The following is a 23479-nucleotide window of genomic DNA, read 5'->3' on the forward strand; positions in this document are numbered from 1 at the left end:
ACAAATTAACACCTCTAGCAAAAAAAGAACATAGGTTCAATCTTATCGCAAATGAACTTACGTTCTTTTAAAAACGTTAATTATGAATAAAAATTTTTATTTATTGATGGGAATTAATAATCATCCAATAATTTGCATGTAATTCTTAAAAATTACATGCAAATTATTGACGGAGTATTTTCAGAGTGATACGATTTAATCGCAATGATAATTAAGTAATTTTAAAGAAATACTTTTTCGAAGAGGGCGGGATATGAAACTTGAAGATATCGTAACAGTTAGAATAGGAAGAAACCTTTCTAGAGGAAACGAGAAAAATAATCTGACTTTAGTTGCTTATTCGTACGAGGATTTAATAAATGATTTAGATGGATTATTTCTAGACTCACAAGCTAGTTCTTATAGTGGAAATTCAAATCATAAAGATAGTTATTTGAGCAGTGCTGGAGATGTTGTTTTCAGCTTTGTTAGTTCAAAAGCTGGGATAGTGAGTGACTTAAACCAAGGGAAGATCATAAACCAAAACTTTGCGAAACTTATTATTGAACATGATTATTTGGATAGTAGCTATTTATGTTATGCGTTGAATGAATCATACTCAATGAAAAGGCAAATGGCGATTTCCATGCAAGGAAGTACTGTACCAAAATTAACTCCAGCGATTTTAAAAGAGTTAGAAATCAAGTTACCAAGTATTGAGAAACAACGGATGATTGGAAAAGCTTATTTCTTTTTGAGAAAGCGTCAAGATTTGGCAAAGAAACAAGTAGAACTTGAAGAGCAACTTTATTTAAAAGCATTGAAGCAATTAGACCAATAATAGAAAAAAGTGAGGAACGCAATATGGCTGAATTAAAATCGAAATTATTTAGTGCCGCAGACAATTTGCGAAGCAAAATGGATGCATCAGAATACAAAAACTACTTATTAGGATTGATCTTTTACAAGTACTTATCTGATAAGCTATTAGAAAAAGTAGTTGAAATAGCAGATGAATCGCTAGAAGAATACAATACACAAGAAAAACAAACTCAATTGTATAGAGAATCATTAGCAGATGAAGATATAAAAAATGACTTGATTGAAACATTAGTGGATACATTAGGCTATGATATTGAACCAGAGTATTTATTCAATGTATTAACCAATCAAGCTAAACAAAACACGTTTCAGTTGAATGACTTGAATAAAGCCTTTATCGATTTGTCTACGACATATGATCAATTTAATGGATTGTTTGATGATGTGGATTTGAAATCAAAAAAACTGGGATCAGATGATCAACAACGAAACATTACTATTACAGAAGTACTGAAGAAACTAAATGATGTCGATGTGATGGGACATAATGGCGATGTCATTGGAGATGCCTATGAGTTCTTGATTAGTCAATTTGCCTCAGAAGCTGGTAAGAAAGCTGGAGAATTCTATACACCTCATGAGGTATCTGACATGATGGCTCATATTGCCGCAATTGGTCAAGAAGACAAAAAATTGTTTAGCGTATTTGACCCCACCATGGGATCTGGTTCTTTGATGCTGAATATTCGCAACTATATTAACCATCCAGATAGTGTAAAGTATCATGGACAAGAACTAAATACAACGACCTATAATCTAGCGAAGATGAACTTGATTTTGCATGGTGTTGATAAAGAAGATATGCGTTTACGCAATGGGGATACGTTGAACAAAGATTGGCCGACAGATGAGCCTTATACCTTTGATTCTGTCCTTATGAATCCACCATACTCTGCAAAATGGTCTTCAGATGATACGTTTTTAGATGATTCTCGTTTCAACCGCTACGGGAAGTTAGCTCCAAAATCAAAAGCAGACTTTGCTTTTCTTTTACATGGATTCTATCATTTGAAAGATTCGGGAACAATGGCAATCGTCTTACCGCATGGGGTACTGTTCCGTGGAGCTGCAGAAGGTGTGATTCGTAAGAAATTACTAGAAGATGGCAGTATTGATGCTGTTATTGGTATGCCAGCAAACTTATTCTTTGGGACATCAATTCCAACAACAGTCATAATCTTGAAGAAGAATCGTACGACTCGAGATGTGTTATTTATTGATGCAAGTAATGAGTTTACTAAAGGAAAAAACCAGAATAAACTTTCCAAAGAAAATATTGATAAAATTGTTGAAACGTATAAGAAGCGTGAAGATGTGGAGAAATATGCCCACGTTGCTACCTTCGATGAAATCAAAGAGAATGATTTCAATTTGAACATTTCTCGATACGTAGATACCTTTGAAGAAGAAGCGCCTGTTGATATGGCTACAATCGGATCAACAATTCAAGACATTCGAAAAGAAAAAGCAGAACTAGAATCCAGTCTATATGACATGATATCTTCGCTACAATTTGATGAAGAAAACGCGGAATGGATCAAGGGTGCATTAGAGGTGTTTAATCGTGAAAAATAACAAGAAACCAGAAATTCGTTTTCTTGGATATATTGAAGATTGGGAGCAGCGTAAGTTGGATTCAATAGTGGATAGAGTAAAATCATATTCTTTATCCCGTGATGTTGAGACGAATGAATATACAGGATACAAGTATATTCATTATGGTGACATCCATACAAAAGTTGCAGATGTAATAGATGAGTCTAGCAATTTGCCGAATATAAAAGTTGGAAATTACGAACTACTGGAAAAGGGAGATTTAGTATTAGCTGATGCTTCGGAAGATTATCAAGGAATAGCCACACCTGCTGTAATCACCATAGATATTCCTTACAAGCTAGTTTCTGGACTCCATACAATAGCTTTGAGACCAAAACAAGTAGATCCTTTGTTTCTTTACTATTTGATTAATTCACCAACTTTTAGAAAGTATGGTTACAAGACAGGTACAGGAATGAAGGTATTTGGAATTAGTGTTACGAACCTTCTAAAATTTGAGGGTATGTTCCCGTTATTAGAAGAACAAACCAAAATCGGTAAATTTTTAAAACAACTAGACGACACAATCGTCCTTCATCAGCAAGAACTAACCACCCTCAAACAAACAAAACAAGGATTCTTGCAAAAAATGTTTCCAAAAGAAGGGGCGTCCATGCCGGAGATTCGTTTCCCAGGATTTAATGGAGCGTGGGAACAGCATAAGTTAGGGCAAGTTGTGAGTATTACTATGGGGCAATCACCTAATGGAGAAAATTATACAGAAAATCCTAATGATCATATTTTAGTTCAGGGTAATGCAGACATTAAAAATGGTTGGGTTGCACCACGTGTTTGGACTACCCAAGTTACCAAATCTGCGGATAAAGGAGATATTATTCTTAGTGTTCGTGCACCTGTTGGAGACGTTGGAAAAACACAATATGATGTTGTTCTTGGACGAGGAGTTGCTGGGATTAAAGGAAATGAGTTTATTTTTCAATCGTTAAGTAAAATGAAATCCAATGGATTTTGGACGAAATATAGTACAGGTTCTACATTTGAATCAATCAATTCAAATGATTTAAAAGAAGCGATTATTAGTGTACCTGGAGAAGTAGAACAAATCAAAATCGGCAACTTTTTCAAGCAACTAGACGACACCATCTCTCTTCATCAACGTGAATTAGAAGCCTTAAAAGAAACCAAAAAAGCTTTCTTACAAAAGATGTTTGTATAAGTAAGTAGATGGGGGAAGAAAAATGATAAAGATACCGCACAAAAATGAAGCTGAAGTGGAACGTCGACTGATTGAAGTGTTAGGAGAAGGGCATAATCAGTGGAATTATCGTCCAGATTTAAAATCAGAAGAAGATCTATGGAAGAACTTGCGTCAAAAGATTACACAAAATAACTTATCAGAAATTGGAGAACATCCAATTTCTGATAAAGAATTTGACAATATTAAAACAGAATTACTATCGAAAACACAGACACCCTTTGATGCTGCTAGATGGCTTAAAGGAGAGAATGGAATTGCTCGTATTACGATTGAACGTGAAGATGTTTCACTGGGGTCGATGTCGTTGGTGTTGTATTCCAACCAAGACATTGGTGGCGGAATCTCAACTTACGAAGTCGTTCATCAGATTGCGAAACAAAACACAAAGGTTGATGGTCGTGATCGCCGATTTGACGTGACACTCTTAATCAATGGGTTGCCAATTGTTCAAATTGAATTGAAACAGGTGAGTGCCAAAGACGGCGTATTCCAGGCCTATAATCAAATCAAGAAATACGCAGAAGAAGGGATGTTTAGAAATAATATCTTTTCTACTCTTCAGTTATTTGTCATTTCCAACGAACAAACGACTCGCTATTTTGCCAATGCGATGCCAAAAGACATGCATAAGAAATTTATCTTTAGCTGGCGAACAACAGACAATCGAAAAGTAGACAATCTCTATGAATTTGTGAAACAAGTCTTAAACATTCCAGATGCACATCGCCTGATTGCCAATTATACGATTGTGAGTGAGGATCAAGATAACAAAGCCTTAATGGTCTTACATCCTTATCAAATTCATGCGATTGAAGCTTTGTTTACATCTGCCATGAAACATGAATCAGGATATGTTTGGCATGCGACTGGTTCAGGAAAAACGTTAACAAGTTTTGTTTCTACAAAGTTATTGGCTCGTAAACCAGGTGTGGACCGTACAATTATGCTGATTGACCGAAAAGACTTAGATAATCAAACTACGACAGAATTCACCAAATTTGCTTCTGAGTTTAATACCGGTATTTCCTCAGGTAATGCCAAGTCTAATAGCTTGATTGTCGGAACCGGAAGTGCGAAAGAGCTAAGTAATACTCTACTATCTGATGCTAATTCCAATACAGTGATTATTACCACTCGTCAAAAATTAGAAGCTGCCTTGCGCTATGCCCAAAGACAAGAGGAACAAAAAGGAACCCAACGTTTTAAGAAACTATTGGGGCAACATATTGTCTTTGTCGTAGATGAATGCCATCGAGCGTTAAGCGCAGAAGGGATGGAAGAGATTAAAAATTTTTTTCCTAATTCTACATGGTTTGGCTTTACGGGTACGCCGATATTTGATGTAAATAAGAAGCAAGCTAAAGGTCGATTAGCTCGCACTACTCGTGATCAATATGGAGAAGTCTTACATACTTATACCATTAAAAACGCGTTAGACGATCGGGCTGTTTTAGGATTTCAAGTTGAGCACGAGGATACGGTTGAGCCAACATCATTAAATAATTATATTTTTGCTAAGTTGCGTCAAAATGAAAAATACGCTCATTTTAGTGATGATAAAATTAACGACATTATTGATCAAATGGATAGTATGGAAAAGGAAACATATCTTGAACCATCTTCTTTCGAAAAGGATACTCATATTCAAAAAGTCATTCGTAAGATTTTCCGACCAGATAATGCCTATACAAAATTTGATTTTCAAAATGGTCGTCCTCAAAAGTCTGCCATTTTAACAACAAATTCTATTGATATGGCGAAACGCTACTATCAGGCGATCAAGGAAATGACTAAAGATCCAGAATGGTTGACGAAAGAATTTGCTGGGCATCCGATTCGAACGGGGCGTACGATTGAAGATCCAGATTTTCCGCGGATTGCTATTACCTATTCGATACAAGAAAACGAGGATACTTCCAAAGAAATTCAAGATGAAATGAAAGACATTATTAAGGACTATAACGATTATTATCGCACTGCTTGGTCGATAGAAGATATTGAACGATATAATGGCGATATCAACAATCGCTTAGCTCGTAAGAAAGCAGAATTCAAAGAATTCGGAAAACAAATTGACTTAGTCATTGTTGTAGACCGCTTATTGACTGGATTTGATGCACCAACGATTCAAACGTTATTTGTGGATCGAAATTTAAGTTATGCCAATTTGATCCAAGCCTTTTCTCGAACCAATCGTACCTATCCAGGAAAGACAAAAGGATTGATTGTGACATTCCGGAAGCCTTCGACAATGGAACAAAATGTTAAGGATGCCACGAAGTTATATTCTGAAGCACAAGAGGAATCTAATCTTGTTTATCCAACTTATGCTGAATCGAAGAAACGTTTTAAAAAGGCTCACAAGGTGTTAACAACGTTAGTTCCAAATTCAGCCGATATTGACGAGCACTCACCTCTTGAAACCCGGATTGAATTTGTGAAAGCTTTCCAAGGGCTAAACAATGCCTATGAAGCTTTAGTTACATATGATGATTACAACGATGATATGGAGAAATCAACAGCACTTCAAGAACAAGTGAATACCTTAGAAGCATATATTGGCGTATACAACACGGTTAAGGGTTCACTAGTAGATGAAGGGGGCCAAGATGGACCGAGTCCAGATTTCTCAGACATTGAATTCTATGGAGAAAATACAATTAAGATCTATGATATTGACTCAACCTATATTGACCGACTATTAGGAACGTACTCAGCCAATAATCAGAATATCCGTGATGAGATCGAAAAAGCGCTTCAAAAACTGAAGAAATCAGAAATTGTTAAAGATGTGTACCGTGCGATTTTAAACGCTATTGATACCAAAGAAATAGATTCAGAGGAAGATATTTTTGTAGTGAAACGACGCTTCTTCACTGAATCCTATAATAAAGCGATTAAAGAATTTGCGAATACTTGGTTTGTGGAAGAAAATGAGCTGCATTTATCTGCGATTCAATATGTGATAGGAACAGACCCTATTCCGAATGTTGGGGGAATCATCAACAGCAAACAATTTGATAAGTATAAAGCCGTACATCCAGATGCAAAACCATTGAAATACGGACCAGAAATGAAGCGTCAGTGGAGAAAGACATTAGATGAAGTCATTGTACCTTTGGATAACGAGTTGAGATAAAATCGTTTTGAAATAAATAAAGAAAATCTATATAGTTTTAGGCCAACTGCGAAGCTGTAGTTGGCCTATACGGTTCTGATGCAAAAAGATTAAATAGATTGCAAGTAATCTCTAAATCTTGGACATATGGTAGATTCTATATTTAAATCTTCTATTTTAATACCACGAACATGTAGCTCCCTTAATATTTTTAAATATTGATATAAAAGCTTTTGATGTTTCTCTTTTATTTCTTTTATCTCCTGCACATTTATTTGCAAACGTGTTTGTTCTTGCTCTAATTTTCTTTTTAACTTTTCGTTGTTATTTTCGACTATGGATAATTTATATGTGAGTTCATCGATTTGTAGTTGCAGATCAGTATTATCAACACAAACTGCATCATTTTGTTTTAGGGAATGTTTTTTACACTGCTGCCAATTAACATCCCAAATTCCACGTATATGTTGTTTATACAAAACCGCTCTACTTAAGTTGGTTACTTCCGCTAACTTCTGAGCAGTGATTTTACTGTTTACTCCTTCGGTATCTTTAATAAATGTAACAGCCCATGTCACAGCTTCTATAGTTTGTTGTCTAGCCTTTTCTTGTATCGCTTTTAATCCCTCATTTAATGTCAATTTTATTCCCACCTATAACGTTCTTTTTTGTTATTTATCTGCTCATTGATAGTTTCTTGTTTGAACTTTTCAATACCTATTTCACAAATATTTATAATACGCTCTAAGTAGCTTACATTACGAATAGCATTCTCAAGATGTGCTGCACGTTTTTTGTTATTTCCAATTTGTTCGGTGATTTTTTTCCAGTAACTATATTCTTTTTGGTAATCGTCAAGGTATTCAATTTTAGGAACAAACCAATCACATGCATAACATTCAAAATGGATAGAGGTGCCTTTAGGGTTGCAGCCCGATATATCACTACAAATTCCTACTCCTTTTTTCCCATTTGCTTCCCATGTTAAATATTTACGTGAATCTTTCTCTAGCTGTGACCGTGTACGTTCATCTAAATTAATTATTTTCCCTCTAAAAGATACTGGGCTTTCCTTTTCATTTCTTAAATTCTCTATATTCAAATGAATTTCTTTATGCTTTTCTAATAACTGATGTACATAATATTTTGTCATTTTTTCATTCTTGTGACCAGTTAGTTTTCTAACTTGTTCTGCTGTATATCCCACCACATATAATCTATCCGTTACTGCGTTATGTCGAAACTGGTGAGTTGTAGGAATAAAAAGGTTATTATTCTTATCTCTAATATCTAATGCAATAGCTAATTGCTCAAGTAAATTGTTTACTTTTGAATGTGTCCAAAAGGTTAAATTTTTTTGATCGTTGATACGAATATTAATATTTTTATTTTCAAAAGAGAAAGTCCAGTGTTTTACGATAAATAGTAAATCTATATACTCTTTGTTCTTAAATTGATATTTAGTATTTGATAATAAAGCCCCTGTTTGTACTTGAAGTTCGCGTATTAGATTAATTACGTATTTACCATGGCCAGTGTAAATGACTGGGATAGCTTTGATTTCAGGACGATTATAGCCGCCATTTTGCTTGAAAGTAGGAATGAGAATGGTATATTCACTATAAAAACTTTTTATACATTCTCTTTTCATACTAAGAATTTCAGTTATTCGATTTGGAAAAGAACGTAAAAGCCAATACAATGTTCGAAACTCTAAAGGAATGGCAGTATTTGTTTTCATAACAGAATCCCATTTTTCAATGACTTCCTGAGGAATATAACGTTCTTTAGGCTTACCTTTTTTCTCTGGAAATGGATTACGTTGTTTAGTTGGATTTATATCTGGTAGTTCTGGAAACTCATTTAATATAGAAAAAAATTTTCGAATTGCTAAATAACATGAACGCTTTACATTATCACTTAAAGTGTTCATACGAAGCCAGTATTCATATTTGTTTATTATTGATCGGTCTACAATTTTAAGATCCACTTTGGGAAAGTTTTGTTCAAGAAAATTGAAAAATTTAATTAGATTTCTGCACAAAGTTCTGATATGACCAATAGAGTCAGATAAACTCAAGACAAAATATTTAACTAGTTCTCTGTATTTTTGTGGGGTGTTTTTAAAATGCAGTGTGTACTCTGACAAATGACGCGTATCTCTTCTTTTTTTTAGGCAATGCCACGTATCATCATCAAAGGAGAAATCTCCATATATCATAGTTTTTTGCTTCAATTGTTCTTTTATATTTTGGGAGTACGGTATACTTTCAAGAAGCGGAGTATCGATTCTTTTATTCATGTAGTTTCATCCTCTCTTTTATAAAAGATTCTAACTTCTTTATTGTATCTTCATATGTTTTTAGCAAATGATTTTCTGCTTGAAATTCCCTATACTCCCCATAGTTAGCATTACCTTGTCCACTATGATAAGTAGCTAAACGCTCAATATATTCTTTTTGTTCATGATATAGCTTTTTCCACATTGGTAATTTTTGAGGTCCTGTTAACAAAAGAGAACAACCCACACAGGACTTTTTTTTACATGGCCCAAAAGAAACATGTTTGAGGCAAGTACCATGTCCTTCCGGAGTTTCACGGGCACCTTGTAAAATCTCTTCTTTTAGTGCAGTTAACTCATCTTTGGTATATGCCTGAATAACCTCTGGTTGTATCTCATCGAATAAGGCTTCAAATAAAGTACGATCCAAGTGAGCAATTTTCATTTTATCAATATCTTCATAATATTGAAGAGTGGTTCTTTCTGTTAAATGACCTAATATTTGCGATGTTTCTTGAATAGAAGCTCCTTCTGTGAGTAAACGTGTAGCGAGTGTTTTTCGGCATTGATGGTGCGAGTACACCCATAATTCCCCATCCGCGGTTTTAATTTTATTCCTTCGAATCAAGCGGTTTATAGGTGCCTCAATATCAGAACCAGTATACGCAATTACACGTTGAGCACTTTGATGTAATTTTCTTTTTGTACCAGTCAGACGTATAAAGATATAATTTGTATTCGCTTGCTGACGTAGAAATTCAGTATTATCAATTTGTTTTTTTATATAATTAACAACAATGGGATCAAGAATAGGAATTTTATTATAATCATCTAGTCCTATCTTTCTTCTATAACGTAATATTTTATGAGGGATATATTTTAGATAAAAGATTTTTTCTTTTATATCCCATTCTAAGCAATTTTTCTCTAGTTTTAACACTTCGGATATACGTAATCCGGTATTCATCATAATAAGCCAAGCATGTTGAATATGTAATGGACATTCTTTAATTGCAGTTTGCAACTGTTTTACTATCTCATCTGGAATGTAAGGTATATTCTCACTATCTATATGTGTATTAGGAAGTATTAGTTCACGAAAAGGATTAGTATAATGGGTATCTATTTTATTTCTTTCTATTAACCAGTCTACAAATAAACGTGCTTCAGTCATAGATCCATTAATCGTGACCATTTTATATTTAACGTCATCACTATTTTTCTTTTGGTTTTGAAGATGTGAAAAGATTTGTTGTACTTGATACTTATCTAGTTCTAACATAGAAAAAACATTAATATTATCAAGCTCTTTCATTGTATTAATAATACGCATTAAATTCCAAAAACGTTGTTGAATTTTTCTTGCCTTTTCTCCTTTTTCAAACCAATTATGTAAATAATCTTTTAATTCTTGTTTAATAAAAAAAGGGATATTTTTAAAATTCAGTTTTATAATACGTGGAACTTCAATATTTATCTCTACGAACTTCCACATATCATCTTTAGTATTTAACACGTTATTGTCCATATCATTCAATTGTTCTTCTCTTAGTTCACTAACTACAGTTAGAATAGGATCTCCATATTTTTTGAATGGTCTTATCTCACTAACAATTCCCCCAGAAGGGCGAATTATATGATTTTCATCAGTCATATCTGACTGAAATGAATGAAGCCATAATTTGTGCCAAGTAATGGTATAACCACATTCTATGATTTCATAACCACACTGTTTTAAGTAATTAATAAGAGACACTTCATTTTCTGGAAGTAACAACTCAAAAAAAATTGTCTGTCTTAAATTTGACCAGATCTGGCGGATAGCTTCTTTGTTGAATTCTAAAAGTGCCTGTATAAGTTCTTGTCTAATTTTATTATAAAAATTATGATATGCTAATTCGTATAATTCAATTACAGGGCCTGACGTGAAAGATTGTAAACCTCGAATACTGGTATAAATACCTTTTATCGAAATTTCTTTTCCTAATTCATAATGGCGTTTACACATTTGTTCAATAAAATAAATGAATTCTTGCGATAGTTCTTGTACTATAGCTTGTCCAATCGCTTTTTTTAATTTAAATGAAGATGAATTCATCACATACCTATAAAGTTGATAATCTAGTTCTTTAAAAATTTGACGGAGCTTGTGAGATAAGGCAGAAAAGTGTTCTAACGTTTTAAGTTGTTTAATTGTTTTTCCTTTTACACACTCATTTTCCAAAACACTAATAATTTCTTGAATGTTAAGAATTTTTTCGTTACACACCTCTAATTCCAGGTTCATTATATATCAATCCTCCTTTGGTATACCTTGATTTACTATAATGCTATTAATTTTCTCTAAAATATATCGCTTTTGTCTCAAGCTATATCCTCGTTCATATATTCTAATTGTTTTCTCACTTCTCCATCCCATTTCATTATCAATGTAGGTTTGTGTGATACCTAAATGGGGATAATCTCGCATGAGTTCAACTAATTGCTGTACTCTTGTACTACGTCCACTATGAGTACGAATTTCCTTTTTATTAATTCCAGCTTTTTCTCCTGCACTTTTCAAAATCCTAAGAAAGTTCCTAGTCCTCATAGGTTTTCCTTTAAAAATACCTTGATAATTTAAAAATAAATAAGAGCTATATTCTATATCAACTAATCCTCGCTCATTCACTAGGTACTCCTGAATTAGATCACTTAGTTTATTATTTATAACAATTGTTCTTGCTTCTGTTTTCGCTTTGGCTTTATTTTCAATATTTAGTTCACGTACAACTTGTAATGTTTGTTCAATTGGATCAAAGTGTTCTAGTTTTAATCCTAAAATTTCACCAATACGCATACCAGTTTCTATACTTATTTGAAAAATAACTTTGTCCCGAATAGTAGGAAGGCACTCAGTAATTCCTTTAGTTTCATCTTCTGTATACCATTTAAGATGTACATGTTTTTTTGTATATTTAATTCTTGCGAGTATCGTTTTTTCTGTATTAAAAGACCATATTTGACCGTACAATAGCTTTTTTTTCCAATGAACGTTAAAAGAAGAATTTTGTCTTTCTATCTTTGAACGTAGGGGACTTTGAGTTAATACCTGCTCATCTTCTAACCAACCATAGAATTGCTTTATGGGGGTAAGATTAGTTTGTATAGCTGTAAATGTTAAAGGCGCTTCAATGTTAATAATTTGTTCTCTAAATCCCATTAGATATTTGACATACTCTTCAATGGTACCTTTGTTCTGAACCTCTCTAAAATCCATGTTTTTGCTTTTCAGAAAACGAAGATACTTCAATAAAGCATATGCATAACGTTCCCCTGTCAAATAACTATTTAGGCTAACTAAATCTAGCCAGAGAGACACCTCAGGAATCGGAATTCCATTATCTGTGATTAAATAACGTAATTCATTTTCTCCTTTCGCTATTTCTACAAGTAAGGTATCATTTTGGTTCATTATCATTCCTCCTGAGATAAAAATCTATATCTATCAGTTTTCTTGTAAAAAAATGTCAACGATTCTATATCGTTGACATAATAGTAACAGAAAAGATCTACACATAAAATAATACGATTCGGTAAAAGAGAATAATCATACAAGGTTATCACTCCTAACAAAAAGAACGTTCGTTCTCATTATATACGAACTTGTGTTCTTTTTAAAGGTATTTTCATGAAAATTTTGGTTAAAATAACCGTTATATCTGTGCGCTATCAATTAAGGCTGGAAAAACTATGTATACAAAACTGCTAGAATTTTAAGTAACTCATAAGCATAAAACTACTAAAACAAACCAATTAAACCTTTATTATCAAAACATAATTTATATAAATTTCTTTGTTTCTTATATGTGTGAAGATAATAAAATACTATTCCCAAAACAAAAAAGCAAAGATTTTTAATTTACTTCAGCTTTCTTGTCTCTAATTCGTATATTCTTCTAAATTTGATTTTTTTCTTGTATATTTTTTCAGCAAAATCTCCTACATAGCGCATGTACCAAGATTCATCCGCATAACTAGTTACATTCTCCTTTTTTCTATTGTTAATAGCTTCATAATAAAAGCTGTTAAACGGCAAAAGTGCGAAGTCTTAAATTAGACTTCGCACTTTATACAAATTTACAATTAGTGACAATATCAATACAAATATAATAGTATATATACATAATAATCACTTGTTATATTTGTTGCTCTTTTAATCGGCCAATGTATAAACCAATCCTTTTACTTAGCTATCTCTCATAATTGGTTTGATTGTTTCTAGATACTTAATTCCCTCTATACTCATTTCAAGCGGTAATCCATTCCGATTGAAATGACAAATGACAAAATTTATCCGTTTTTCCTTTTTGCCTACTTGCTAAATTCAGCAAGTAAAATGTTTTTAAAAAATTCCGGATTATTAATGTTTAAACTGTTCGAATTGATAGCAAATGTATGTTTGCCTCCAAGTGTTCCACCAGCAAAAGTAGAAAACCCTGGAACGGCACCCCTGTGTTCCCATATCGAGACACCGTTCGGAAGCTTAATTTCAAAGATTCCAAGGCCATATCTAGTTCCCTCTCTTTCTGTAGGAACTGTAGTAAGCATTTGTTTTAGTTGCTGTTCCTTCAGTAATTTGCCACTGAGTAAGTAAGAGAAGAATTTGTTTAAGTCGTCAGCAGTAGAAATCATATCTCCATCCGAGCTACCTGGGTTAATATAAGTAACGTCTTTTAGCTCACTTGCTCCGTCTAGTTGTAAATAGCCACGGGCATGCTTGGTGCCTGGAATCACGCTTGAATTGCCAGGTAGGAATGTATTTGACAAATCAAGCGGTTCAATAATCCGATTTTCAACCTCTTCCGCATAGCTGTTTCCTGTTACTTTTTCGATAAGGATCCCCAGTATTACGTATCCTGTGTTTGAATAAGACCAACCCTTCCCTGGAGCAAAGTCTGGAGGAAGAGAAATCCCCATCTTTACAAATTCTTCAGCCGTATACGATTTTTTTATATCCGTAATATCAAAGTCTTTTGAATTTATATAGTCAGCAATACCACTTGTATGATTCAATATTTGCCGGATCGTAATCTGGTTACCATCATATCCGTTTCCTTGAATGACACCAGGCAACCATTTTTCAATGGAGTCGTCTAGATTCAAACGGTTCTCTCCAGATAATTGAAGTAGAACTGTTGCAATGAACGTTTTCGTCACACTGCCAATGCGAAAGCGAAAATCTGCTTTCATTGGTTTCTTAGTTCTCAGATCCGCTATCCCAGCGGTATAACTCCAAGTTTTACCACCCTTAGAAATTTGAGCGAGTATTCCTGGGTATCCAAGTTGCAGTTCATCTCGTATTGCTTTCTTAACGGAAGTACGATCGCTTTGCGTACTTGTTTGTAACGAACTAGATACATTTTTCGCGGGTTCTGCTTTTACAACTGATGTTGGTGTTATGTATAACAGGGAACTTCCACCTATTAAAAGTGCTAGACTTGCACATGTAATTTTACTGCGTGTTTTCATAAAAAATTCCTCTCTTCTATTAAAATTGTATAGATAGTTGATAGCAGTGTCATATACGAACCACACAGCTATCCATTCTCCCAATGATGAAAAGGCAACAATGCATTTGCAATCATTGTACTCATTATTTTCACAAAAACTCTTGTTACTGATTGTTTGTTTTATATGTAGGCCGTACTTGTTCCCCCCTTCACGCCTCCTTATATTTTTATCCTACACAATGAAAATCTCTTTTTCCTTACCTATCCCTTACAAATTCCTTACATTCAAAATCGTTTCTATAATGCAAGGATTGAAGTAGCATCTGTGCCCGAAAGCGCAAAAAAATAGATTACCTGCACACTAAAAAGTATAGCGCACAGGTAATCTATTTGTTTTTGAGATTAATAAAAAACTAATTCATTCTTTGAATTCTTCCATCAATAACAGACTGAATTGGTTCTTTTGATTTTTTTATATAATCTACTAATGCTTCAAAATCAGTTGGTCCTGTTTCAGCATCTTTACCGTTTTTAAAGGATACAAATCCATCTCCACCTGAAGCTAGAAATGCGTTAGCAACGACGCTGTAAGTTTTAGAAGGAATGATTTCTTCTCCATTTGTTAAGCAAATACTTGTTACTTTTTCTCCATTAGACTTGTTCGCATCCCAAGTGTATTGGATCCCTGAAATTTGAAGCATTCTTGTTATGTCTTTTTGCCATTGTTGATTTAAAATATCACGAATGTCTTGGCCTGTTAAATTTACTTTTATTAATTGATTTCCGAATGGTTGAATACCATATATCTCTCCCCATGTAATATCACCAGCATCTAAGTCATTACGAATACCACCAGGATTCATAAGTGCAATTTGGGATTGCATTGTTGTACGCTGGGCATCAGCAACTAAATTTCCGAGAGTAGATTCACCAGCCGTATTGAGTTTGCGATCTAGTGGAGCAATAGACTTGCCTACAACTTCATTAACAAGAGGTGCGATTTTTGCTTGATATTTCTCCATCTTCTTCTTTATTTTTTTATCAGGCTCCATGCCTTCATGGTAAGTTGTAACAATTTCTGCTTTTTTCTCAACAATATCTTTTGTTTTACGATCAATCTTTACATCAACATCAGCAAAAGCCATACCATAAGAATTTGCTTGTACGACAAGTTTATTATTAACAGTTCCATTTACATAGGTGTGGCTATGCCCACCAAAAATAACATCGACTTCTGGATCAGTCTCATTTGCTAATCGGACGATATCACCATTTGTTACGCCGTTCCCATCTGTTGTACCTCCGTTATGCGCAAGAACAACGATAGATTTAACGCCTAGTTTTTTTAATTGCTTTACTGATTTGTTAATAGCTTCAACTTCATCTGTAATTTCTACATTCTTTAGCATAGTAGGCATAACAAGGTTAGGAACATCCGTTGTTACGACTCCGATAAATCCAACAGGAACTCCTTGTACCTTTTTTATAGTAAATGGTGGTAAAAATAAACGACCAGTGGATTTATTATAGAAATTTGCAGCAACATATGGGAATTTTGCTCCTTTAAAATCCCCTGTTTTCTCATGGTATCCACCATAAATAAGGCGGTTCATTTCCGCAACACCTTCATCAAATTCATGATTTCCTATAGTTCCAACATCGAATTTCAAATCATTTAGAAATTCAATCGTAGGTTCGTCTTGTAATAATGCTGAAACAGGAGTACTTGCTCCAACAACATCGCCAGCATGTACCTTTAATGTATTTGGATTTTGTTTTTCACGATCACGTAAATAAGCCCCTAAGTACTCAATTCCCCCTGCATCTTTATTGTTAATTTTTTTTACAGTGTCTACCTGCCCATGAAAATCGTTAATACCGAGCATTTGTACATCTATGTAGCGGTTTGGTTCTGTACTTGCTTGTGCTGAAGGCGCAGCAAATACACTAGTAAAAGTAACTGTACTTATTGCTAAAGCAACTGGAATAATTTTTTTCAACATAAAATTTCTCTCCCCTAATTAAAATCAGACATAATACGATGTTATTTTAATATATTAAGAGGATTATTTCTATAAAAATTCAACTAATTATAAAAATTAATAAGATTTTATTTTTTTCTGACAAAACTTTTCTTTGTTTTGAGGATTATTCAAAATATTATCTTGATAGTAATATAGCAATACATCTAAGAGGTCTAAAAAAACTCTAACCAATACATTTTAGCTGTTAAGAAGATTATTCAATTCGAAATTAATGAGTATTTTTCAAGATAACATCTCAATATCAATATTTAAAAATGAATAGAAATTTCGTTATGGAAGATTTCGATTCTTTAAATTGATTACAGTGGTGCACTACTCCGCATCAAAACTTTAACTTGATGGGGATATGGCACTACCCCCATTAATAAATATTACTAACCATATATCTAGGTTAATATTTATCATATTTTTTATAAACAGGATTAATTAGATTTAAAAAAAGATTTCTTTTTCTTTACTCGTAATAAATCACCTGTCCATCCTTTGACTCGCATATACAAATACATCCCCCCTGTTGTGAAAATAATAAATAAGAGAGCGATTAAATAGCTATATTTCCATTCCAGTTCAGGCATGTATTTAAAATTCATCCCCCACAATGCTCCTAAGGCCGTCAAAGGCGTACTTACAGCAGTTAATACAGTAAGAGCTTTCATAATTTCATTCCCACGATGAGAAGAAACAACTTCTTGTAAATGAATCATCGTGTCTAATTCTTCTTGGTACTCTTTAACAAGTTGTAATCCACGCTCTAATTTTACGTGTGTTTGTTTATAACAAAGGGTGTTTGTTAGGTTTTCTAACCAAGCTTCCTCCAAGCCTTGTAACACTTCTTGTATTAAGCGAAACACATGTGTGTTCATAAATAATTCATGACGAATATGATAAATTCTTTCTAAAACTGCTATGTTATTATGATGATAAAAATCCCATAACACATTTCTAAAATTGTTTTCAAAATAGTCAACCTTTCGTAAATAGTGAGATATAAATATTGATAAGATAGCACATAATCCTTCAGCGGAACTATTACATTTTTTTATACCCATAGGGAAATTATGTATTAATTTTTGGAAATCCTCTTCCTCTTTTTCCTGGACCGTTATCAGTATTCCATGAGCTACGAAATAATGAAGAAATTTTTGAATTTTGGCGTCCTTTTTATCTTGATCATATAAAAACGAACCATATACACAAGTTTGACTTGGTGATAACGTATAAACATATAATCCATTTTCACAAGGAGAACTTATTTTTTTTACAAATTGAGAGAAATAAGATGTTACATCACGAGGGATTATAGAAGAAAGTTTTTCAAGTTCACTAGTTTTCACATGATACCAATCCCATTTCGGCATTTTTATGCATTCCATATTATTCTTCCTTTCTGAATAGTTTTATGTTTCATCGAATAATATCCGTAATATGAAATTTATATGTAGGTATTCATGTCTTGGAGGAAAAGTTTTTAGATCCTCTAAATTACAAACTAAATGGCATAGGAGGTCTTCTTCTGTTAGAAGGAAGACCCCCTATATAGTAGTTGTTTTTATTTTCAATTTTAAACATTTCCTCTATACAAGCACTTTTTATCTTTTCTTATAAAGAATTTATTATATGTGGAAAAGAAGCCATATAATTTGGCACTTCTATTCAACGAAATCCATTTCGTTCGTTATTATAATTTGGATTCATATGCAGATTGATTGGTGATGTCCTCAAATACTTGACTTCCAATCATATAGTATCCATGAAGTGCAGCCTCTTTCGAAGCGTCTACCATACGGAAAGAAGAAATTTCACCTTGCATTTTTTCAATTCGTTTTTTGTGGATATCTACTATTCCTCCTGTCCAAATAATAGTATCATACTGGTCTAACTTAAATTGTTCTTGTAATACACTCATGACGTCTTGGAAGTGTGCATCCAACTCTTTTTGAATTAAAATATCCACCTGACTTGTCTCATGATTTTCTTCTCGATCTCCATATCCTTTTTCTAATATTTTTGGCATGTCGTTAATATGCAATTGATTACTTTCACCCGCATGATTCTGCAGGATATTCTTAATATTTTTCAAAGGCTTGCTACATCCTAGTTCTGTCTCATAATGATTTAAAATGACATTCTGTTTCATATCTGTCATTTCTAATGTACGAAATCCACCATCAATAATTAAGATACGATCTCGTTCCTGAATGATTCCCTCTTTTAAGAAATAGGCATGTAAAGCGACCGGTTGCTGAAGAATCAAAGCATTTTCCACCGTAATATTAATAAATTTCCCATCAATTTGCACGGAAGTTTCTTTTTTTAATACATTTTGTAATCGCTCATGCTGACTACCAAAACAAGTGACGGGAAGCCCGGTAACAACTAAAGGTAACACGACATTTTCTTTATAATCCTTTGCAATGCAACCAAATATTTGTTGTTTAAACTGTTCGCTTTCATAATAACTTTCTATTTCTTCGTCAAATGGAGGAAGAAATAAAGCGTCAGATTGATGTGCTTCATTTCCCATGTAGTATGCAAATTCTAAGTCTATAAAACTTACCTTTGTTAAATCTTCACTTTCAGCATGATTAGGTACAGGGGCTAGTGTGGAAGCTTCACTCTTAATCGTCACCTCAGAATCTACATCCTGTCGATATGCCCGCTTGGTAAAGCCAATTCCTACATCAATTGCATACAGAGATTTCATACTTTTTTCCTCACTTTCTCTTTTTAGAATTAAATCTAGGCACTCTCTTCTTTCCCTTCTTTCATATATTTCTTTTCATTTTTCGCTTTTTCCCCGTCTATGTCCTTACTATTTTCATTTATTTCGTAATCCTTTTCATCTTTTTTCTTTTTGTTATTTTCGTTTTCTGTTAAGTCTTTAATAGTAGAAATGACAACTGGTGTGGCTGTAAGCAGTTGTGGTAATGTTTGTTTTGCAACATTAGCTGCAGTTACAGAGAATTGTTTACTTGTCTCAGTTACCTTCCCTAATGTTTCCTTTATATTTCCTTCTTGTAGTTTGTCTTTTACGCTTTTTCCTTTTGTTTGTATAGCTTTCCGATTTTCTTTTTTTAATAAGGAGACCATGACTCCGGTCGTAATCCCAATCGCAGCATATTTGAATATTGTATGTTTCATTTTTCTCACCCTTCTCTACTTTTATTTTCTTCCATGCTACAACCTAAAATGTAGTCTATTTTAAATTTTTATTAAAATAGGAAGTTAGCATTACCTTACCTATTTATTAGATGTTGCAATCTATTAGAGAGAATGATAGTTTTGCGGCTGCCTATCACTCGCCGTTGGTGTTTCAGCTGTTACTAGGAGTAAAATTCTCCCTTGATCTAGTTTTTCTTCATATAAGTTAGCTTCGTCCTTCGACAACCCCATTTCCTCCATTTGATTTCGGAGTTCGTCCCCTTTTTTGGAGAAAAAGTTGATAATACTTGTACCCAATCCTTGTTCTTTTACTCCAATCGTATTTGTATTTGTATCATCCGCAATCTTTTTTGTTATATGTTTTTCATGTGTTAAGACGTAAATGTCATCTTGGTGAATCCCTTGCAATTCTAGCTCTTTTACTTTCATAACTACTTCATGTTCATTATCATATTCATGAACCACCGGTTTTCTTTCATTCTTGTGCATTGTATTTTTCCTCCTTTAGATTTTTTATTTTCTTATTTAGTTGTTATGTTATATGTAATACACCTATTTTAAAGATGTTAAACCTAAATTTTCGAAAAATTTCATACAATAAGTTATTAATGTTTTTGAATATCAAAGTGATGTCACGAGAACTTTACTTTGATAAAAGTGTTACAAATAACGATTTGTTTAAAAGGAACGCCCCTTATTTTATAGAAAAATTCTATTTAGAAAAAGTTACAAAAGGAGTACAAGATACTTTTTTCGGTAATTAAATCAAAAGAAAAATAAAAAAACACTCCTTTTCAAAGAGTGCTTTTAAAAACATATAACCTAATAAAAATGAAAATATACAACGATACTAAATATACAAACTTTGCATAAAAAAATGATTTTATAGCCTCGTTTTAATATCCATGCCCACTTTGCCAACCACCGTGTCCACCCGGCCAACCACCATGTCCACCTTGCCAGCCACTATGTCCACCTTGCCAACCACCGTGTCCGCCTTGCCAACCACCATGTCCGCCTTGCCAACCACCGTGTCCGCCCGGCCAACCACCGTGTCCGCCTTGCCAACCACCGTGTCCGCCTTGCCAACCACCATGTCCGCCTTGCCAACCACCGTGTCCGCCCGGCCAACCACCGTGTCCGCCCGGCCAACCACCGTGTCCGCCTTGCCACCAGCCTGCATAGCCTTGTCTCTGTGAGTTCATTCCTTCGCATCCCTTCTTATTAAAAATTCAAATACTGTAACTGGGTATTCTCTAAATATAATTATGTATCCCAAAAATAAATGTATCCGCAAACATCTCGATTATCGGTAAAGTAATTATCTAATAAAAAAACATTTATTATTGCAAATCTAAGCTCTATTTTTTTTACTTTTTTAAAAAATTTTTTACTATTTTATTAGCATACTTTTTAGATTCAATTTCATCATAGTTACTTAGTATTACAGCAGACAAATCATTACTTGGGATCATTTTTCAACATTACATCAGATTCCATAGCTGGGTTTAGTTATACAAGGAAAAACGATACTTCACTATTGAAGTATCGCAAAAAACCATTTACTTACATTATTATGACTATAACCCTATCCGGTATTAGTTACTCACCTAAAATTGCAACGGGGCTAAACGATTCATAATGAATCAATTCCTTTTCTATACTGTGTTCTTTTAATACTGGAGCCGTTGACTGCACAATTTGTATTGTTTTCTCGTCAATCATAAATGGTACATCCCTTCGTATACAATGTTTTTATCAAACATTGGCATTATTTGAAATTCACCTTTCGCAATTTCATTTTTTACTTTCCACTCCAGGATATCTTTTTTTAATTCTTATGGATCTAAACTGATCCAATAGTGATTCTGGTGCAATTGCTCTGAAGTTTTTACACTAGAACCTTCTTATTTACGCATTGAAAAATGTTACCTATAACGGAAAAGCCCAATTTCTCTATTTAAACAAACTGCAAGTAACCACTCATCCTTAGAATGAATGGTTACTCGGTATTTTTATATAAAGAGCCATAAAAATAATGTCAGCATAAGAAGGTTCAGCAGTAGAATAATGATGGATAAGAGCCTTTACACTTTTAATAAACTTTTGTATTATCATCTATATTTTCAATCTTAATAAATTCAAACTCTGCTTCATACCCATCTCCTTGTGGACTGCAAGCATAAATGCCAACTTTCATGCAATCTTTTTCTTCAAAAAGGTGAGCCATTCTTATTTGTTTCCATAAATCCCCGTCTAATGAATAATCAACGTAGTAATTATTTCCCCTTCTTGTTATGCGATAATAAAGAGAATTTAAATCTCCAAAAAACTCCTGACTAGACCAATCAGAATATCCATTCTTTGTTACAACAACACCTAATTTACTATTGTCATCAGGTATATACTCAACCGATGTCTTTAACCAAGTATCTTTTGAAAATCGAACCATTAAACCTGCTTGATCATATCTATTCGCTGGTTTAGATTTTACTTTCGTGATCAATCTAAAGTCTCCATTTAGTTCATAGTATAAAAAATGTCCATTATCAACTTGAAATTCATAATGTGTTTTTTGCCAGAAATCTGTCTCTTTATCCGGTTTGATTATTAACTTCGATTTATTGCTATTAACCTCCCAATCTTTAGGTGGAGAAAACCATTTTAAACTTTTATCAAATTCGAGGGTGTTGCAAAACTCATAAATATTCAAAAATAAATGCATAAAAAAATCCGTTTTCCTGGAAGAATGATAGTACCCTAAACTATCTCCAGAAAGGACGGATTTACTAGTATGATAACCAATTTTGATCACAATCAATCCATTTTACACATTTTATTTGCCTACGTAGACAGTTTAACCATTGGAGGCGTTCCGCCTATTACAGGCCGCCCACCTATCTGTAGAAAAGCTTTACTCAAATGTTTTTTTGTGAAAACGGTATTCCAAATCAATTCATTACGTAAGTTAACTCGCTTTTTGCATCAATATCCTTCATTTCGTGTATCTTGTGGTCTTTCCTTTGTTCCTCATATATCCACTTTCTCACGTGTAGGAACTTGGTTTCGCAATGAAGGTATTCCGTTGATTCATAAACAAACTCTTGAAGAAATGAATTTAGGATTAATTCCGTGTGTTTTAATTGATAGCACTGCCTTACGGAGTAGTTTATATGATTCCCAAGCAAAATGGGGGAAATCTACTCGTTATGGTTGGTATAAGGGATATAAAGCTCATGTCTGTTCTACACCAGAAGGTGTTGTATTGTCGTATGCATTTACAACAGCGAACGTACATGATAGCAAAATGGCTCCTGTATTGCTTCAAGATATACAAAATCAAAATGTGTTATTTTCCATTGCAGATGCTGCTTATGATAGTCAGCGCATTTATGAAATTGCAAAAACATGTGATATTTTTGCGGTGAATCCAATTAACCCACGTAATGGCGAACAAAGCAAAAGTACACATCGCCGTGTATTATCTCATTTTGCACAAACCATCTTTGGCAAACAGTTGATGAAAGAGCGTGGGAAAATTGAACAACAGTTTGGTCATCTCAAAGATAAAGGGCTGGAACAGCCACGTTGGTATGGTCAAAATCGCTATTTATTACATGTTCAGCTAGTTTTTCTGATTCATAACATTGCATATTTATTTTAGTTTTGCAACACCCTCAAATTCCTTATTATTAAATTTTTCTA

Annotated in this window: 19 protein-coding genes; 6 read left to right on the forward strand and 13 right to left on the reverse strand. The window is 33.6% G+C overall.

All coding sequences use genetic code 11. The features are described 5' to 3' along the window. The first annotated feature begins 253 nt into the window (after positions 1–253). From QCI41_RS05610 to QCI41_RS05625, 4 genes are read left to right on the forward strand one after another with little or no spacing between them, the layout of a single operon-like run. Entirely contained in the window at positions 254–820 is a 567-nt protein-coding gene (locus QCI41_RS05610; protein ID WP_353838031.1) for a restriction endonuclease subunit S, read from the forward strand. A 23-nt stretch (positions 821–843) separates the two neighbouring features. Continuing rightward, positions 844–2436, forward strand: coding sequence for a type I restriction-modification system subunit M (locus QCI41_RS05615; RefSeq protein ID WP_353838030.1), 1593 nt, complete (start codon positions 844–846; stop codon positions 2434–2436). Next, on the forward strand, positions 2426–3634 hold the full coding sequence (locus tag QCI41_RS05620; protein ID WP_353838029.1) for a restriction endonuclease subunit S: 1209 nt from the start codon (positions 2426–2428) through the stop codon (positions 3632–3634). The genes QCI41_RS05615 and QCI41_RS05620 overlap by 11 nt, the downstream gene beginning before the upstream one ends. Positions 3635–3656: 22 nt before the next feature. Continuing rightward, on the forward strand, positions 3657–6815 hold the full coding sequence (locus QCI41_RS05625; RefSeq protein ID WP_353838028.1) for a type I restriction endonuclease subunit R: 3159 nt from the start codon (positions 3657–3659) through the stop codon (positions 6813–6815). A gap of 89 nt (positions 6816–6904) precedes the next feature. Here the strand turns inward: QCI41_RS05625 and QCI41_RS05630 are convergent, their stop codons facing one another. The 10 genes from QCI41_RS05630 to QCI41_RS05675 all read right to left on the reverse strand — a co-directional run bounded on the left by QCI41_RS05630 (position 6905) and on the right by QCI41_RS05675 (position 20263). Continuing rightward, positions 6905–7435, reverse strand: a complete 531-nt coding sequence (locus QCI41_RS05630; RefSeq protein ID WP_088066987.1) for a DUF6262 family protein — start codon at positions 7433–7435, stop codon at positions 6905–6907. A gap of 2 nt (positions 7436–7437) precedes the next feature. Further along, a complete protein-coding gene (locus QCI41_RS05635) occupies positions 7438–9096 on the reverse strand; it encodes a tyrosine-type recombinase/integrase (protein WP_353838027.1) in 1659 nt (552 codons plus the stop codon). Beyond that, entirely contained in the window at positions 9089–11362 is a 2274-nt protein-coding gene (locus tag QCI41_RS05640) for a tyrosine-type recombinase/integrase (RefSeq protein ID WP_353838025.1), read from the reverse strand. Before QCI41_RS05640 ends, QCI41_RS05635 begins: the two co-directional genes overlap by 8 nt. A 6-nt stretch (positions 11363–11368) precedes the next feature. Then, complete coding sequence (locus QCI41_RS05645; protein WP_353838024.1) at positions 11369–12529, reverse strand: tyrosine-type recombinase/integrase; 1161 nt, start codon at positions 12527–12529, stop codon at positions 11369–11371. An 899-nt stretch (positions 12530–13428) separates the two neighbouring features. Further along, positions 13429–14586, reverse strand: coding sequence for a serine hydrolase domain-containing protein (locus tag QCI41_RS05650; protein ID WP_353838023.1), 1158 nt, complete (start codon positions 14584–14586; stop codon positions 13429–13431). A 394-nt stretch (positions 14587–14980) separates the two neighbouring features. Continuing rightward, the gene (locus QCI41_RS05655) at positions 14981–16570 is read right to left on the reverse strand and encodes a bifunctional metallophosphatase/5'-nucleotidase (RefSeq protein ID WP_353838022.1); all 1590 of its coding nucleotides are present in this window, start codon (positions 16568–16570) and stop codon (positions 14981–14983) included. A 464-nt stretch (positions 16571–17034) separates the two neighbouring features. Beyond that, positions 17035–17985 carry a magnesium transporter CorA family protein gene (locus QCI41_RS05660; RefSeq protein WP_075308981.1) on the reverse strand — a complete coding sequence of 317 codons (951 nt, stop codon included), beginning with the start codon at positions 17983–17985 and terminating at the stop codon, positions 17035–17037. A gap of 305 nt (positions 17986–18290) precedes the next feature. Continuing rightward, positions 18291–19316, reverse strand: a complete 1026-nt coding sequence (locus QCI41_RS05665) for a ParM/StbA family protein (RefSeq protein ID WP_353838021.1) — start codon at positions 19314–19316, stop codon at positions 18291–18293. A gap of 35 nt (positions 19317–19351) precedes the next feature. Next, positions 19352–19753, reverse strand: a complete 402-nt coding sequence (locus QCI41_RS05670; protein WP_353838020.1) for a peptidase U61 — start codon at positions 19751–19753, stop codon at positions 19352–19354. A gap of 123 nt (positions 19754–19876) precedes the next feature. Beyond that, positions 19877–20263, reverse strand: a complete 387-nt coding sequence (locus tag QCI41_RS05675; protein ID WP_353838019.1) for a YflT domain-containing protein — start codon at positions 20261–20263, stop codon at positions 19877–19879. Between the two features lie 119 nt (positions 20264–20382). Between QCI41_RS05675 and QCI41_RS05680 the strand changes: the two genes are divergently transcribed. After that, on the forward strand, positions 20383–20538 hold the full coding sequence (locus tag QCI41_RS05680; RefSeq protein WP_353838018.1) for an acyl dehydratase: 156 nt from the start codon (positions 20383–20385) through the stop codon (positions 20536–20538). 119 nt (positions 20539–20657) lie between these two features. Here QCI41_RS05680 and QCI41_RS05685 read toward each other — a convergent pair whose 3' ends face one another. The 3 genes from QCI41_RS05685 to QCI41_RS05695 all read right to left on the reverse strand — a co-directional run bounded on the left by QCI41_RS05685 (position 20658) and on the right by QCI41_RS05695 (position 22499). After that, positions 20658–20957, reverse strand: a complete 300-nt coding sequence (locus QCI41_RS05685; protein WP_353838017.1) for a hypothetical protein — start codon at positions 20955–20957, stop codon at positions 20658–20660. Positions 20958–21376: 419 nt separating this feature from the next. Further along, positions 21377–21499: a flavoprotein gene (locus QCI41_RS05690; RefSeq protein ID WP_000564623.1), complete on the reverse strand. Its 123-nt coding sequence runs from the start codon at positions 21497–21499 to the stop codon at positions 21377–21379. A gap of 370 nt (positions 21500–21869) precedes the next feature. Further along, positions 21870–22499, reverse strand: a complete 630-nt coding sequence (locus tag QCI41_RS05695) for a DUF1349 domain-containing protein (RefSeq protein ID WP_353838862.1) — start codon at positions 22497–22499, stop codon at positions 21870–21872. Between the two features lie 69 nt (positions 22500–22568). Here QCI41_RS05695 and QCI41_RS05700 point away from each other — a divergent pair, with 69 nt between their 5' ends. After that, positions 22569–23438: a transposase gene (locus tag QCI41_RS05700; protein WP_353836336.1), complete on the forward strand. Its 870-nt coding sequence runs from the start codon at positions 22569–22571 to the stop codon at positions 23436–23438. The last annotated feature ends 41 nt before the right edge of the window (positions 23439–23479 follow it).

This window comes from Bacillus cereus group sp. MG4 (assembly GCF_040460055.1).
In the GTDB taxonomy this organism is placed as follows: Bacteria; Bacillota; Bacilli; order Bacillales; family Bacillaceae_G; genus Bacillus_A; species Bacillus_A wiedmannii.

Coding starts and splice junctions, on each gene's coding strand:
- QCI41_RS05610 (WP_353838031.1), top strand. CDS start 254: ATGAAACTTGAAGATATCGTAACAGTTAGAATAGGAAGAAACCTTTCT.
- QCI41_RS05615 (WP_353838030.1), top strand. CDS start 844: ATGGCTGAATTAAAATCGAAATTATTTAGTGCCGCAGACAATTTGCGA.
- QCI41_RS05625 (WP_353838028.1), top strand. CDS start 3,657: ATGATAAAGATACCGCACAAAAATGAAGCTGAAGTGGAACGTCGACTG.
- QCI41_RS05635 (WP_353838027.1), bottom strand. CDS start 9,096: ATGAATAAAAGAATCGATACTCCGCTTCTTGAAAGTATACCGTACTCC.
- QCI41_RS05640 (WP_353838025.1), bottom strand. CDS start 11,362: ATGAACCTGGAATTAGAGGTGTGTAACGAAAAAATTCTTAACATTCAA.
- QCI41_RS05645 (WP_353838024.1), bottom strand. CDS start 12,529: ATGAACCAAAATGATACCTTACTTGTAGAAATAGCGAAAGGAGAAAAT.
- QCI41_RS05650 (WP_353838023.1), bottom strand. CDS start 14,586: ATGAAAACACGCAGTAAAATTACATGTGCAAGTCTAGCACTTTTAATA.
- QCI41_RS05655 (WP_353838022.1), bottom strand. CDS start 16,570: ATGTTGAAAAAAATTATTCCAGTTGCTTTAGCAATAAGTACAGTTACT.
- QCI41_RS05660 (WP_075308981.1), bottom strand. CDS start 17,985: ATGGAATGCATAAAAATGCCGAAATGGGATTGGTATCATGTGAAAACT.
- QCI41_RS05665 (WP_353838021.1), bottom strand. CDS start 19,316: ATGAAATCTCTGTATGCAATTGATGTAGGAATTGGCTTTACCAAGCGG.
- QCI41_RS05670 (WP_353838020.1), bottom strand. CDS start 19,753: ATGAAACATACAATATTCAAATATGCTGCGATTGGGATTACGACCGGA.
- QCI41_RS05675 (WP_353838019.1), bottom strand. CDS start 20,263: ATGCACAAGAATGAAAGAAAACCGGTGGTTCATGAATATGATAATGAA.
- QCI41_RS05680 (WP_353838018.1), top strand. CDS start 20,383: ATGTTTTTGAATATCAAAGTGATGTCACGAGAACTTTACTTTGATAAA.
- QCI41_RS05685 (WP_353838017.1), bottom strand. CDS start 20,957: ATGCAGGCTGGTGGCAAGGCGGACACGGTGGTTGGCCGGGCGGACACG.
- QCI41_RS05690 (WP_000564623.1), bottom strand. CDS start 21,499: ATGATTGACGAGAAAACAATACAAATTGTGCAGTCAACGGCTCCAGTA.
- QCI41_RS05695 (WP_353838862.1), bottom strand. CDS start 22,499: ATGCATTTATTTTTGAATATTTATGAGTTTTGCAACACCCTCGAATTT.
- QCI41_RS05700 (WP_353836336.1), top strand. CDS start 22,569: ATGATAACCAATTTTGATCACAATCAATCCATTTTACACATTTTATTT.